The organism is Vibrio sp. 10N.261.52.C2 (assembly GCF_041471425.1).
GTDB lineage: Bacteria > Pseudomonadota > Gammaproteobacteria > Enterobacterales > Vibrionaceae > Vibrio > Vibrio crassostreae_C.
On the sequence record NZ_JBFROH010000032.1, the window covers coordinates 160,849 to 174,196 of the forward strand.

14 protein-coding genes and 1 riboswitch are annotated in these 13,348 nt (G+C 44.5%); of the genes, 13 read left to right on the forward strand and 1 reads right to left on the reverse strand.

The features are described 5' to 3' along the window. Positions 1-138 precede the first annotated feature (138 nt). Together luxO and luxU are read left to right on the forward strand one after the other, a co-directional pair. Complete coding sequence (gene luxO, locus AB4307_RS13200) at positions 139-1,527, forward strand: quorum-sensing sigma-54 dependent transcriptional regulator LuxO (RefSeq protein ID WP_004734031.1); 1,389 nt, start codon at positions 139-141, stop codon at positions 1,525-1,527. A 24-nt stretch (positions 1,528-1,551) separates the two neighbouring features. Continuing rightward, entirely contained in the window at positions 1,552-1,896 is a 345-nt protein-coding gene (gene luxU, locus AB4307_RS13205) for a quorum-sensing phosphorelay protein LuxU (protein ID WP_372126067.1), read from the forward strand. A gap of 74 nt (positions 1,897-1,970) precedes the next feature. Here the strand turns inward: luxU and AB4307_RS13210 are convergent, their stop codons facing one another. Then, on the reverse strand, positions 1,971-2,858 hold the full coding sequence (locus tag AB4307_RS13210) for a YvcK family protein (protein ID WP_017062178.1): 888 nt from the start codon (positions 2,856-2,858) through the stop codon (positions 1,971-1,973). Positions 2,859-3,053: 195 nt separating this feature from the next. Continuing rightward, positions 3,054-3,206, forward strand: a riboswitch (molybdenum cofactor riboswitch). Here AB4307_RS13210 and moaA point away from each other — a divergent pair. The 11 genes from moaA (at position 3,195) to AB4307_RS13265 (ending at position 13,319) form a co-directional block, all read left to right on the forward strand. Next, positions 3,195-4,184 carry a GTP 3',8-cyclase MoaA gene (gene moaA, locus AB4307_RS13215; RefSeq protein WP_009848642.1) on the forward strand — a complete coding sequence of 330 codons (990 nt, stop codon included), beginning with the start codon at positions 3,195-3,197 and terminating at the stop codon, positions 4,182-4,184. Its footprint overlaps the riboswitch before it by 12 nt. An 86-nt stretch (positions 4,185-4,270) precedes the next feature. After that, positions 4,271-4,783, forward strand: coding sequence for a molybdenum cofactor biosynthesis protein B (gene moaB, locus AB4307_RS13220; RefSeq protein WP_004734027.1), 513 nt, complete (start codon positions 4,271-4,273; stop codon positions 4,781-4,783). Between the two features lie 12 nt (positions 4,784-4,795). Further along, positions 4,796-5,275 carry a cyclic pyranopterin monophosphate synthase MoaC gene (gene moaC, locus AB4307_RS13225; protein ID WP_004734026.1) on the forward strand — a complete coding sequence of 160 codons (480 nt, stop codon included), beginning with the start codon at positions 4,796-4,798 and terminating at the stop codon, positions 5,273-5,275. Continuing rightward, positions 5,272-5,517, forward strand: coding sequence for a molybdopterin synthase sulfur carrier subunit (gene moaD, locus AB4307_RS13230; protein ID WP_017063465.1), 246 nt, complete (start codon positions 5,272-5,274; stop codon positions 5,515-5,517). The genes moaC and moaD overlap by 4 nt, the downstream gene beginning before the upstream one ends. A gap of 2 nt (positions 5,518-5,519) precedes the next feature. Next, on the forward strand, positions 5,520-5,975 hold the full coding sequence (gene moaE / locus AB4307_RS13235) for a molybdopterin synthase catalytic subunit MoaE (protein WP_017062176.1): 456 nt from the start codon (positions 5,520-5,522) through the stop codon (positions 5,973-5,975). A 652-nt stretch (positions 5,976-6,627) separates the two neighbouring features. Further along, positions 6,628-8,259 (forward strand): ABC transporter substrate-binding protein, encoded by a 1,632-nt coding sequence (locus AB4307_RS13240; RefSeq protein ID WP_016767672.1) that lies wholly within the window; start codon positions 6,628-6,630, stop codon positions 8,257-8,259. Positions 8,260-8,362: 103 nt separating this feature from the next. Beyond that, entirely contained in the window at positions 8,363-9,283 is a 921-nt protein-coding gene (gene oppB / locus AB4307_RS13245) for an oligopeptide ABC transporter permease OppB (protein WP_017067676.1), read from the forward strand. 15 nt (positions 9,284-9,298) lie between these two features. Further along, positions 9,299-10,201, forward strand: coding sequence for an oligopeptide ABC transporter permease OppC (oppC, locus tag AB4307_RS13250; protein ID WP_019823598.1), 903 nt, complete (start codon positions 9,299-9,301; stop codon positions 10,199-10,201). A gap of 42 nt (positions 10,202-10,243) precedes the next feature. Beyond that, positions 10,244-11,215, forward strand: coding sequence for an ABC transporter ATP-binding protein (locus AB4307_RS13255; protein ID WP_012603544.1), 972 nt, complete (start codon positions 10,244-10,246; stop codon positions 11,213-11,215). After that, positions 11,212-12,198 carry a murein tripeptide/oligopeptide ABC transporter ATP binding protein OppF gene (gene oppF, locus AB4307_RS13260; protein WP_372132049.1) on the forward strand — a complete coding sequence of 329 codons (987 nt, stop codon included), beginning with the start codon at positions 11,212-11,214 and terminating at the stop codon, positions 12,196-12,198. The genes AB4307_RS13255 and oppF overlap by 4 nt, the downstream gene beginning before the upstream one ends. A 182-nt stretch (positions 12,199-12,380) precedes the next feature. Continuing rightward, on the forward strand, positions 12,381-13,319 hold the full coding sequence (locus AB4307_RS13265; protein ID WP_372132051.1) for a glutathione S-transferase family protein: 939 nt from the start codon (positions 12,381-12,383) through the stop codon (positions 13,317-13,319). Positions 13,320-13,348: the final 29 nt, after the last annotated feature.

Consider the following 13,348-nt stretch of genomic DNA (forward strand, 5'->3'; position numbering starts at 1 on the left):
CATCGTTCGTGCCAGATAGATAAAACATTGATTGTTTGAAGCAAGTAAAAAAACACACTACAAATACTGTGGCTAATTTGCATAATGCAAAGCGGAATGCGACTATAATAAGAAATGCAAATTATAAATGGCTAGGATATGCAATCAAAAACGCTAGATAACAAATCGAAGTATTTGTTGATGGTAGAGGATACCGCTTCGGTAGCAGCTTTATATCGCTCGTATCTTACACCGCTCGAAATTGATATCAACATTGTCGGCACTGGCCGCGATGCAATCGAGAGTTTGAATCATCGAATCCCAGACCTTATTTTATTAGATCTACGTCTGCCTGATATGACGGGTATGGACGTACTATTTGCTGTAAAACAAAAATACCCTGAAGTTCCAGTTATCTTCATGACGGCTCACGGCTCTATCGATACCGCTGTAGAAGCGATGCGTCATGGCTCTCAAGATTTCCTTATCAAACCGTGTGAAGCCGACCGACTCCGTATTACGGTGAATAATGCGATCCGCAAAGCCACCAAACTTAAAAATAGCTCGGAACACCCGGGAAACCAGAACTACCAAGGTTTTATCGGCAGCAGCCAAACCATGCAGCAGGTTTACCGAACTATCGATTCTGCTGCATCGAGTAAGGCGAGCATTTTCATTACTGGTGAAAGTGGTACCGGTAAAGAGGTATGTGCAGAAGCCATTCATGCGGCGAGTAAGCGTGGCGATAAGCCGTTCATCGCGATTAACTGTGCCGCTATCCCTAAAGACCTGATTGAAAGTGAGCTGTTTGGCCACGTTAAAGGTGCCTTTACCGGTGCTGCGACCGATCGCCAAGGTGCTGCTGAGCTTGCTGATGGTGGAACACTGTTCCTTGATGAACTGTGCGAAATGGACTTAGAGCTGCAAACCAAGCTGCTGCGCTTTATCCAAACCGGTACTTTCCAAAAAGTCGGCTCTTCGAAGATGAAGAGTGTCGACGTTCGTTTTGTGTGTGCGACCAACCGTGACCCTTGGAAAGAAGTACAAGAAGGTCGCTTTAGAGAAGATTTATACTATCGTTTATACGTGATTCCATTGCACTTGCCGCCATTGCGTGAGCGTGGTGAAGATGTCATCGAGATCGCGTATTCTCTGCTAGGCTATATGTCGGTCGAGGAGGGGAAGGCGTTTGTACGTTTTGCTCAGGAAGTACTTGATCGCTTTAATCAATATGAGTGGCCGGGTAACGTTCGTCAGCTACAAAACGTGTTGCGGAACGTGGTGGTTTTGAATAACGGCAAAGAGATTACTCTCAACATGCTTCCACCACCGTTGAACCAACCGATTGAAAACAGTCTGCGATTGAAAGAGAAGCAGAATGAAGACATCACGGTAAAAGATATTTTCCCATTGTGGATCACTGAGAAAACGGCTATCGAGCAGGCCATTAAAGCGTGTGATGGCAACATCCCTCGTGCGGCAGGTTTCTTAGATGTCAGTCCATCGACGATATACCGTAAGTTGCAAACGTGGAATGCGAAGCAGTAATCAACAAACAATAAGAAAATAATAATGACGAAAGTATTAAATCAGCAAAAAGTTGATGAGCTTGGCGGCGAAATAGGCCAAGAGAATGTCCCGGTTTTACTGGAAATCTTTTTAGGTGAGTTGAAAGGCTACTACGAACACCTAGAGATAAATAAAGAGTCGGATACCTCTAAGTACTTGGCTGATATCAGTCATGCGCTTAAGAGCAGCGCAGCAAGCTTTGGTGCGGATTCTTTGTGTAGTTTTGCTATTAGCTTAGACGCAAAAGTGAAGCAAGCGTTGCCTGTAACCGAGATTGATTTTCAAGATATGCAAGACCTCCTGTTATCGACGTACACTGAATATCAGCAGTTGATGACGGACCTTTAAAACAGCGAGTTATTACTGAGATTAAAAAAGGAGCAGCATGCTCCTTTTTTGTTGTTTGTCGCTTGAACCTATGGCTACGCCAACTGGGCTTCAATGGCTTGTTGAAGCTTCACACGGTCGTGTCGCCAATCTCGGTTTGCCGATGCAAGATCTGTGGTCACACAATTCCATTGCACTTCTAGTTCCGGGTGAGGTTCATTGCCTAACACGATGTCTATTTTCCTTGCCTTACAGGTACGTTCACACCACTCCAATTGCTCTTGAAGCGTCATTTTCCCTGCGGGACCGTGCTCTGGTGAAAGGTTTTCAACGAAGATAACTTTTGCCTTGGTGTTCTCAGAGATTGCTTTGCCAATCTCTGGAAGGAGAAGAGGGGGCATCACACTGGTTAAAAAGCTTCCAGGGCCAAGGACAATGCAGTCTGCTTGCTCAACGGCAGCAACGGCTTCTTTGGTTGCTGGCACTTCTGGAGACAAGTCCATCATGCGCAGCTTTTCCGTCATGTCATCAACGTTGGTTTCGCCGGTAACCCAGCGGCCGTCCATTGATAGAGCCGTGAGGTCTGAAGGATGCTCAGTCATCGGCACGATATTGACATCGACCTTGAGCATATTTCGAATCAGGTTAATTGCTTCCAATGGGCGAACGGAAAGGTTGTCTAACGCCGTCAGCATTAGGTTACCCAAGTTATGACCGTCTAGCTCACCTTGACCACGAAAGCGGTATTCGAACATCATCGAACTGATTGAAGGCTCTGTGATTAATTGGTTGATACAGTTGCGTGTATCTCCCCATGCGATGCCACCTTGGCAATCTCTAATACGTCCGGTGGAACCGCCGTTATCTGTCGTTGCAACAATGCCAGTTGCGTTGTTACCAAAGTCTTTTAATGCAGCTAACATGCGACCTAAGCCATGGCCACCGCCGATTGCTACGACTTTCTTTGAAGAGTAAATATTCATTTATTGTTCTTGTTAGGTTATTACCAACTATAATTTAGGTTAAATGCTTCTCGCTATATACTCAACAAGAGTTATTTTGAGCGTTTGATACGTTTTTTTTTGCCGATGTGACCCGTTTTTTACCATCAGAGCTAGATTCACGTACAAATATTAAGTATTTTATTACTCAGCTACTGCGCGTGTGAATATAACGCTCAGTTGCCATAACTCCGAGCTCTCGCATGCTAAGTCGCACAGTGGTATTTGCTGTACCGATACGCATTAAGAGCCAGTGACATGTTGTCACAAGGGCTTAATTGGAAATGATTATGCCTCCCGTGTTTGGAAAGGTGTTCCGTGGCGCAACAATTTGAAGATAGATTCCATCGCAAGTTTTATTACTTGCGCTTGTCGGTTACAGACGTCTGTAACTTTAAATGTACTTACTGCTTGCCAGATGGTTACAAACCGTCAGGGCAAAAAAACTCGTCTTTTTTAAGTGTTCCCGAGATCAAACGCGTTGTTAAAGCGTTTGCAGATTGTGGTACCTCAAAGATCCGCATTACAGGCGGAGAGCCGAGTCTGCGTAAAGACTTTCCTGAAATCATACATACCGTTGCTTCTACTCCAGGCATCGAAAAAGTAGCCACCACAACGAATGGCTACCGCATGGAGAAACAAGTAGGGCAATGGCGTGATGCTGGTTTAACCCATATAAACGTGAGCGTGGATAGTTTAGATTCGCGCATGTTCCATCAGATCACTGGTGAGAATAAGTTTACTGAGGTTATGCGAGGCATTGATAAAGCGTTTGAGGTTGGCTTTGAACAAGTCAAAGTCAACGTCGTATTAATGAAAGACCTCAATAGTCAGGAATTACCAGCCTTCCTTAATTGGATCAAAGACAAACCTATTCAATTACGTTTTATCGAGCTGATGAAAACCGGCGAGATGGACGAGTTGTTCGATAAACATCATGTGTCTGGCGTTGCGATTCGCAACCAGCTTATTGCTAATGGTTGGCTGTTAAAAGTCAAAGCCGTTAACGATGGCCCGGCGCAAGTGTTTGTCCACCCAGACTACAAGGGTGAAATCGGTTTGATCATGCCTTACGAGAAAGACTTTTGTGAGAGTTGTAACCGACTGCGCGTTTCTGCGACCGGTAAACTTCACTTATGTCTGTTTGGCGACCATGGTGTTGAACTGAGAGATCTGATTCAAGAAGATCAACAAGAGCAAGAACTCATTGATCGAATTCAGGCTCAGCTTCAAACCAAGTCCGTTAGCCACTTCTTACACGATGGCAACAGCGGCATGACTCCAAACTTGGCGTCAATCGGCGGTTAACCCGCTACACACTCTAAAGCATTTTATCGCTCAGCTTCTTCAGGCTGGGCGAATCAGTCTAATGAAAAATTTATATAGGTGAACAAATGGGTCACGCAGAAAGCAAATTCCAAGCAGCAAACATCGCAGTACTAACGGTTTCAGATACTCGTACAGAAGAAAACGACACTTCAGGCGGTTACCTAGCAGAGCATGCTAAAGAAGCGGGTCACAACGTGGTTGATAAGCAAATCGTTATTGATGACATGTACAAGATCCGTGCGATCGTATCTAAATGGATCGCTGATGAAAGCGTACAAGCTATCATGATCACGGGTGGTACTGGTTTCACTTCTCGTGACAGCACGCCTGAAGCGCTTAAGCCACTGTTCGACAAAGAAGTAGAAGGCTTTGGTGAGCTATTCCGTCAAGTATCTTACGAAGAGATCGGTACTTCGACAATTCAATCTCGTGCGATTGCGGGTTTTGCTAACCACACGGTTATCTTTGCGATGCCAGGTTCTACAGGCGCTTGCCGCACCGGTTGGACTAAGATCATCAAGCAACAGATGGATGCTAGCCACCGTCCTTGTAACTTCATGCCACACCTTTCTGTATAAGGCGGTTTGAGTATGAGCCAATTTACACACATTAACGCGTCTGGCGAAGCAAACATGGTCGATGTATCGGCTAAAGCGGAAACAGTACGTGAAGCGAGAGCGGAAGCCTTCGTTCAAATGTCGGCAGAAACGCTAGAGCTGATTGTCTCTGGTAGCCACCATAAAGGTGATGTTTTCGCAACGGCACGTATTGCGGGTATTCAAGCGGCGAAGAAGACGTGGGATCTGATTCCCCTGTGTCACCCTCTGCTATTAACTAAAGTAGAAGTGCAGCTTGAAGCTATCGAGTCTGAAAACAAGGTTCGCATCGAATCTGTTTGTAAGCTTGCGGGTAAGACGGGCGTAGAGATGGAAGCGCTAACGGCTGCTTCTGTGGCTGCGTTAACGATTTACGATATGTGTAAAGCTGTTCAGAAAGACATTGTTATCGAAAACGTGCGCCTGCTAGAGAAGACAGGTGGTAAATCTGGTCACTTTAAGGTGGAGTCATGATTACAGTACTTTTCTTTGCTCAAACTCGTGAACTTGTTGGTGTGGACAGCGTTGAAGTTGATGCACAATTTAAGACGATTGAAGCGATTCGTAGTCATCTTGTGACACAAGAAGGCAAATGGGATATCGCATTGGAAGAGGGGAAGCTTCTGGCTGCACTTAACCAATCAATCGTACCTCTGACAGCTGAAGTGAAAGACGGCGACGAAGTGGCTTTCTTCCCACCAGTGACTGGAGGCTAAGCATGGATCCAAGAGTATTAGTGACAGCTGAGGACTTCTCGGTAGGCGACGAATACGACTACTTGGCTCAAGGTACAGCTGCCGGAGCGATTGTGACGTTCGTTGGTAAAGTTCGCGACATGAACCTTGGCGACAATGTGATTGGTTTGTCTCTGGAGCACTATCCGGGTATGACAGAAAAATCACTGAGCGAGATCTGTGACCAAGCTGAGGCTCGCTGGCCTATTCAGAAGATGCGTGTTATCCACCGTGTAGGTGACTTAGATATCGGCGACCAGATTGTTTACGTTGGTGTATCCAGTGCACACCGTGGTGCTGCATTTGAAGCCTGTGAATTCGTTATGGACTTCCTGAAAACCAAGGCTCCCTTTTGGAAAAAGGAACGCACGACCGAAACGACGCGTTGGGTTGATTCTCGTGATTCAGACACGAAAGCAGCGGAACGCTGGGAGAAGTAATTTCTCTTAAAGTGATGTTGCTTCAGCATTTACTCATTTGTATATGAGACAGTTAAAAACCGACCACTTAGGTCGGTTTTTTTGTACCTGCTATAAATCTATTTATAGATAATCATTGATTTGATAAATGATAATTCATTGTGGTTGCATATAAATTCAGCGCGTAATTTTGTCTTAATTGGTGCATTGGATAACCCGGTTTGGTGCAGAGCATTATGCTGTCTTGTATAAAGTGATTATCCTCACAAATAGTGTAGACGGTTTAGGTGATATGTGATGTGCAATTAGATTTCATGTGGCATTAATGTTAATTTGCGCTCAGTGTTCTAGCATAAGATGCTAAAAAAAAGTATCAACACAGATACATCAACACTAAAGGCTGTTTTTTAATTAATCCCTCTACGCAAGTCACTACTGATTTGGGGTTTTTTAGATATTTACACTGATACCTTAAGTATTTCGGAGAATTATCCGATTTTTTGCGACTTGTTTGTGGCAAATTACTTCAATGGTTGATAGTGTGTGCCTCAATCTTTGTAAGGTTTTAGATTTTTATGCTTAAAATTTGAGCTAAATAAATCTAAATCACTGCCGTTCAGTGAACCAAGCAAAGAAGTCATGGATGCAATACGGAAAACTTGGAGTTTATTAAATGTACAAGAATAAAATCACTCAGGCCCTTCTTCTAGGTGCTGGTTTGGCAGTGGCTGCCACTTCTACTCTTTCTATCGCTGCTGAAGTTCCAGCAGGCACTGAACTAGCAAAAGTTCAGGAACTGGTTCGCGGTAATGGTACTGAAGTAGCAACACTCGACCCTCACAAATCTCAAGGTGTACCAGAATCTCACGTAATTCGTGACCTTCTAGAAGGTTTAGTGAACCAAGATGGCGACGGCAATACTATCCCAGGAGTAGCTGAAAGCTGGGAAACGACAGACAACAAAACATTCACTTTCCACCTACGTAAAGACGCAAAATGGTCTAACGGCGATCCTGTAACGGCAAATGACTTCGTTTACAGCTTCCAACGTGCGGTTGATCCTTTAACTGCTTCTCCATACGCTTGGTACATGGAATATACCAAGATGGCGAATGCGAAAGACATCGTTGCGGGTAAGAAAGACAAGAGTGAACTAGGCGTTAAAGCTTTAGATGACTACACGTTAGAAGTGACTTTAGATACAGCTGTCCCATATTTCGTAATGATGATGGGTCACACAACAGTGAAGCCAGTACATAAAGCAACTGTTGAAAAATTCGGTGACCAGTGGACTAAGCCTGAAAACTTTGTTGGTAATGGTGCATTTGTTCCAAATCAATGGGTAGTTAACGAGCGTCTTGAACTAGTACGCAACGAAAATTATTGGGATAACGAACATACAGTTCTTAACAAAGTAACATTCTTACCAATCGAAAACCAAGTAGCGGAAATGAACCGCTTCCTCTCTGGCGAACTAGATTTCACATATGAAGTTCCTAACGAGCACTTCCGTCGCTTACAGAAAGAATACCCAGAAGATGTAAACATTAAGGGTAACCTGTGTACTTATTACTACCAATTTAATGCACAGAAAGCACCTTTCGACGACGTACGTGTTCGTAAAGCAATGTCTTATGCGATGGATCGTGACATCGTGACGAAAGCGATTCTTGGTCAAGGTCAAAAACCAGCTTACTTCTTGACTCCTGAAATTACTGCTGGTTTTGACCCGGTAACTCCAGAGTATGGTCAACTTTCTCAAAAAGAGCGTATTGCTGAAGCGAAGCGTCTTCTTGAAGAAGCGGGCTACACGAAGAGCAACCCACTTGAATTTAACCTGCTTTACAACACGTCTGAAAACCACAAGAAGCTTGCTGTAGCAATCGCATCAATGTGGAAGAAAGAGCTTGGTATTAACGCGAAACTCGAAAACCAAGAGTGGAAATCATATCTAGACAGTAAAGATACTGGTAACTTTGACGTTGCTCGTGCAGGTTGGTGTGGTGACTACAATGAAGCATCTTCATTCCTAACATTGATGGTTAGCCAAAATACAACTGCTGGTCAGCACTATAAGAGCGCAGACTATGACAAGATTATCGATAAAGCACTAAGCTCTACTTCAGAAGAAGAGCGTACTAAGCTATACATCGAAGCAGAAAAATTGCTAGCTAAAGACATGCCAATTGCTCCAGTCTACCAGTACGTTACAACACGTCTTGTATCACCTCAGCTAGGTGGTTACCCAGAAGGTAACGCCGAAGATAAGATCTATTCAAAAGATCTTTATATCAAAGCAAAATAACCTCCTATAAAAATAAAATATAACTAACTTAGACCTGTGTGCGAGAAATCGCACGCAGTGTCTATTTAATTTTTAATTGTCACAGACTGAAAAGAGTGAGTTTATGCTTAAATTCATTATGAAAAGGATATTCGAAGCGATTCCAACCATGTTGGTGTTGATCACTATATCTTTCTTTCTCATGCGTTTTGCACCGGGTAACCCGTTTTCGAGCGAACGCCCATTACCGCCAGAAGTTATGGCTAACATCGAAGCTAAATACGGCTTAGATAAACCTGTATTTGAACAGTACACCACGTACTTGACTAACATCGTTCAAGGTGACTTTGGTCCATCATTCAAATATCAAGATTACACCGTAAATGAGCTGATCGCAGTCGCACTTCCAGTATCTGCGAAGGTAGGTTTTATTGCCTTTATCTTTACCCTGATTATGGGAGTATCGGTCGGAACGATTGCCGCCTTGAAGCACAACACCTGGATTGACTACACCATAATGTCGACCGCTATGCTCGGGGTAGTAATGCCATCCTTCGTGTTGGCTCCAGCGCTTATTTACCTGTTCTCTCTGCACTGGAACATATTCCCAGCAGGTGGTTGGCACGGCGGTACTTATATGTACATCGTCCTGCCAGTTATCGCGATGTCTCTTCTTTACGTAGCCACATTTGCTCGTATTACTCGCGGTAGCATGATTGAAACGCTAAACAGTAACTTTATCCGAACTGCTCGTGCAAAAGGCCTAAGTTACCGTTACATCGTTCTAAAACATGCACTGAAGCCAGCACTGCTGCCTGTCGTTTCTTATATGGGACCTGCGTTTGTAGGTATCATTACAGGTTCTGTTGTTGTTGAAACCATCTTCGGCCTACCAGGTATCGGCAAGCTGTTTGTTAACGCCGCGTTTAACCGTGACTACTCGCTAGTAATGGGTGTAACCATCTTGATTGGTTTCCTATTCATCTTGTTCAACGCAATCGTTGATATTTTGCTAGCGCTAATTGACCCGAAAATTCGCTACTAACAGGGACGCATGGTTATGTTGAAGAAAAAAGAAAATTTAGAAGCGATCGAAAAGTTCTCTGAGAGCTTAGAGATTGAAGGTCGCAGTTTGTGGCAGGATGCCCGCATTCGTTTTATGCGAAACAAAGCGGCAATGGTAAGCCTGTTTATTCTTACGCTTATGGTACTGGCGGTTATCTTCTTACCGATGCTTGCTCAGTACACTTATGATGATACTGACTGGTACGCAATGCATGCAGCGCCAAGCGCGGACCACTGGTTTGGTACTGATAGCTTAGGCCGTGATTTGTACGTTCGTACTCTTATCGGTGGTCGTATCTCATTGATGGTTGGTGTGATGGGCGCATTCGTAGCGGTACTGATTGGTACGCTTTACGGTGCAGCTTCAGGTTTCATCGGCGGTCGTACTGACCGAGTGATGATGCGTATCCTAGAGATCTTGTACGCGGTACCATTTATGTTCCTAGTAATCGTCCTGGTAACGTTCTTTGGTCGTAACATCATCCTAATCTTCGTTGCTATTGGTGCGATTGCTTGGCTAGATATGGCGCGTATTGTACGTGGTCAAACGCTGAGCTTGCGTAGTAAAGAGTTCATTGAAGCCGCACACGTATGTGGTGTAAGCAAATGGAAGATCATTACACGTCACATCGTACCGAACGTACTGGGTATCGTAGCGGTTTATTCTACGCTGCTTATTCCAAGCATGATCCTTACAGAATCATTCTTATCTTTCCTTGGTCTTGGTGTTCAAGAGCCTATGACAAGCTGGGGCGCATTGCTTCAAGAAGGCTCGCAAACAATGGAAGTTGCAATCTGGCAATTAACATTCCCTGCGGCATTCATGGTAGTTACGCTGTTCTGCTTTAACTACGTAGGTGATGGTCTGCGCGACGCGCTTGATCCAAAAGACAGATAACGAAATAGCAATTAAAGGCTATAAAAGATTAAGGAAGCAATAATGAGCTTATTAGATGTCAAAGATCTGCGCGTCGAATTTACCACGCAAGATGGTATCGTAACCGCAGTAAACGACTTGAACTTCTCACTTAACCAAGGCGAAACGCTGGGTATTGTTGGTGAGTCGGGTTCAGGTAAATCACAAACGGTATTTGCACTGATGGGGCTGCTGGCTAAAAACGGCATCATCTCAGGCAGTGCAAAGTTTGAAGGCAATGAAATCCTCAACCTGCCTGAAAAAGCGCTGAACAAGGTTCGTGCTGAACAGATCGCAATGATCTTCCAAGATCCAATGACGTCACTGAACCCTTACATGAAAGTAAGTGATCAGTTGATGGAAGTACTTATGCTGCACAAAGGCATGGGTAAAGCAGAGGCGTTTGAAGAATCAGTACGCATGCTTGAAGCGGTTAAAATCCCTGAAGCACGTAAGCGTATCACCATGTACCCACACGAATTTTCTGGCGGTATGCGTCAGCGTGTGATGATCGCAATGGCACTGCTGTGTCGTCCTAAATTACTTATCGCTGATGAACCAACAACGGCACTGGATGTAACCATTCAAGCGCAAATCATGGAATTGCTGAACGAACTTAAAGATGAGTTCAATACGGCAATCATCATGATCACCCATGACTTGGGTGTTGTTGCTGGCTCATGTGACAAAGTACTTGTGATGTACGCGGGTCGTACAATGGAGTACGGCACGGTTGATGAAATCTTCTACGAGCCAAGCCACCCATATGCGGAAGGCCTGCTTAAAGCGATTCCTCGTTTGGATACCGAAGGTGAAATTCTACCGACGATTCCAGGTAACCCACCTAACTTACTTCGCCTACCAACAGGTTGTCCTTACCAAGACCGTTGTCACCGTGTAATGGACCGTTGTAAGCAAGAAGCACCGATTTTGCAGCCATTTGCTAAAGACCGTCAGCGTGCTTGTTTTTCAGATTGGGAGACTTGGACAAAATGAGTAAAGAATTACTATTAGATATTAAAGACCTGAAAGTTCACTTTAGCATTGCAGCTAAGTCTGCTTGGCCTTGGGCAAAACCATCAAACCTTAAAGCGGTTGATGGGGTTGATGTTCACCTTTACGAAGGAGAGACTCTGGGTGTAGTAGGTGAGTCTGGTTGTGGTAAGTCGACTTTTGCCCGTGCGATTATCGGCTTGGTTGAAGCGACTGAAGGTCAAGTGATGTGGTTAGGTCAAGACCTAATTAAGATGCAGGAAGTGAAGCGTCGTGAGACTCGTAAAGAGATTCAGATGATCTTCCAAGACCCGCTAGCATCGCTTAACCCACGTATGTCAGTAGGAGATATTATTGCTGAGCCTCTAGAGACTTTCTTCCCTGAACTTTCTAAACAAGAAGTGAAGGACAGAGTTAAAGAGATGATGGCAAAGGTTGGTCTACTACCCAACGTAATCAACCGTTACCCTCATGAATTCTCTGGTGGTCAGTGTCAGCGTATTGGTATTGCACGTGCGCTTATCTTGAAACCTAAGATGATCATCTGTGATGAACCTGTTTCTGCACTGGATGTATCTATCCAAGCTCAAGTAGTTAACCTTCTGAAGGAGCTACAAAAAGAGCTAGGTTTGTCTTTGGTATTCATCGCGCACGATTTGTCGGTTGTTAAACACATCTCTGATCGCGTATTGGTGATGTACCTAGGGAATGCGGTAGAACTTGGCGAATCAGATGCATTGTTCTCTGATCCTAAGCACCCATACACCAAAGCGTTGATGTCTGCAGTTCCAATTCCTGACCCTCGTCTAGAGCGCAACAAAACGATTCAGATGTTGGAAGGCGATTTACCTTCACCAATCAATCCACCATCAGGTTGTGTGTTCCGTACGCGTTGCCCACAAGCAACAGAGGCGTGTGCGCAAACTAAGCCAACCATTCAAGGCGATGATGTACACGCAGTATCTTGCTTGCACGTACAAGTCTAGAGCCTATTTAAACCGGTTCAGCCTGTGACAGGCTTAAGCGCAACTTGTTTATGAGTTGCGCTTTTTTTGTGTCTGAACAAGCCTCCTTCAAATAATTCGAACAACTAGGCCAACTTCTTCTAGTTTTGAAAAAGTTGGCTTTTTTTATACTAGAGAAAAGCTTGGATGACAGAGGTTTGGATATGGGTAAGTTAGTTGAAGGTGTTTGGCACGATGTGTGGTACGACACCAAAGAAAGCGGTGGTAAATTTGTTCGTGAAGATGCGGGCTTTCGTCACTGGGTAGAGAATAAACCGGGCGCGCAGTTTCAGCCGGAAAGCGGCCGCTATCACTTATACGTATCGTTAGCTTGTCCTTGGGCGCACCGAACCCTTATCTTCCGTGAACTGAAAGACCTGACCGATCACATTGACGTGACAGTAGTTTGCCCAGACATGATGAGTGAAGGTTGGCAAATGGGGTTACCTGAGCCTCTATTCGGTCATACCCGAATGCATCAAATTTACACTCAAGCCAAACCGGATTACTCGGGCAGAGTAACGGTGCCTGTGTTGTGGGATAAGAAAACCAACACAATTGTGAGCAACGAGTCGTCTGAAATCATCCGCATGTTCAATTCAGAATTTAATGAGTTAACAGGCAACACCGATGATTACTACCCGTGGGAGTTGTCCAAGAAGATTGATGAGTGGAATGATTATATCTACCCAAACATCAACAACGGCGTATACCGAACCGGCTTTGCGACAACACAAGAAGCCTACGAAGAGGCGTATGAAGCGTTATTTGAAGCGTTAGATAAAGTGGATGCGCATCTTAGTGAGAAACGTTATTTAGCGGGAGAGCAGATTACTGAAGCGGATTGGCGGTTGTTCACGACCTTGGTTCGATTCGATGCTGTGTATGTGGGTCACTTCAAGTGTAACAAGCAACGAATTGCGGATTACAAACATATCCAAGGTTATCTAAAAGAGCTCTATCAAATAGAGGGTATTAAAGAGACGACGGATTTCTACCACATCAAGCGCCACTACTATTACAGCCATACGGGCATCAACCCGACTCAAGTGGTGCCTAAAGGGCCTGATCTGGATTTAGATTCGCCTCACGGACGTGGTTAGAATCATTAATTAATCCGCTTTTCTTCAGG

Coding starts and splice junctions, on each gene's coding strand:
- luxO (WP_004734031.1), top strand. CDS start 139: ATGCAATCAAAAACGCTAGATAACAAATCGAAGTATTTGTTGATGGTA.
- luxU (WP_372126067.1), top strand. CDS start 1,552: ATGACGAAAGTATTAAATCAGCAAAAAGTTGATGAGCTTGGCGGCGAA.
- AB4307_RS13210 (WP_017062178.1), bottom strand. CDS start 2,858: ATGAATATTTACTCTTCAAAGAAAGTCGTAGCAATCGGCGGTGGCCAT.
- moaB (WP_004734027.1), top strand. CDS start 4,271: ATGGGTCACGCAGAAAGCAAATTCCAAGCAGCAAACATCGCAGTACTA.
- moaC (WP_004734026.1), top strand. CDS start 4,796: ATGAGCCAATTTACACACATTAACGCGTCTGGCGAAGCAAACATGGTC.
- moaD (WP_017063465.1), top strand. CDS start 5,272: ATGATTACAGTACTTTTCTTTGCTCAAACTCGTGAACTTGTTGGTGTG.
- moaE (WP_017062176.1), top strand. CDS start 5,520: ATGGATCCAAGAGTATTAGTGACAGCTGAGGACTTCTCGGTAGGCGAC.
- AB4307_RS13240 (WP_016767672.1), top strand. CDS start 6,628: ATGTACAAGAATAAAATCACTCAGGCCCTTCTTCTAGGTGCTGGTTTG.
- oppB (WP_017067676.1), top strand. CDS start 8,363: ATGCTTAAATTCATTATGAAAAGGATATTCGAAGCGATTCCAACCATG.
- oppC (WP_019823598.1), top strand. CDS start 9,299: ATGTTGAAGAAAAAAGAAAATTTAGAAGCGATCGAAAAGTTCTCTGAG.
- AB4307_RS13255 (WP_012603544.1), top strand. CDS start 10,244: ATGAGCTTATTAGATGTCAAAGATCTGCGCGTCGAATTTACCACGCAA.
- oppF (WP_372132049.1), top strand. CDS start 11,212: ATGAGTAAAGAATTACTATTAGATATTAAAGACCTGAAAGTTCACTTT.
- AB4307_RS13265 (WP_372132051.1), top strand. CDS start 12,381: ATGGGTAAGTTAGTTGAAGGTGTTTGGCACGATGTGTGGTACGACACC.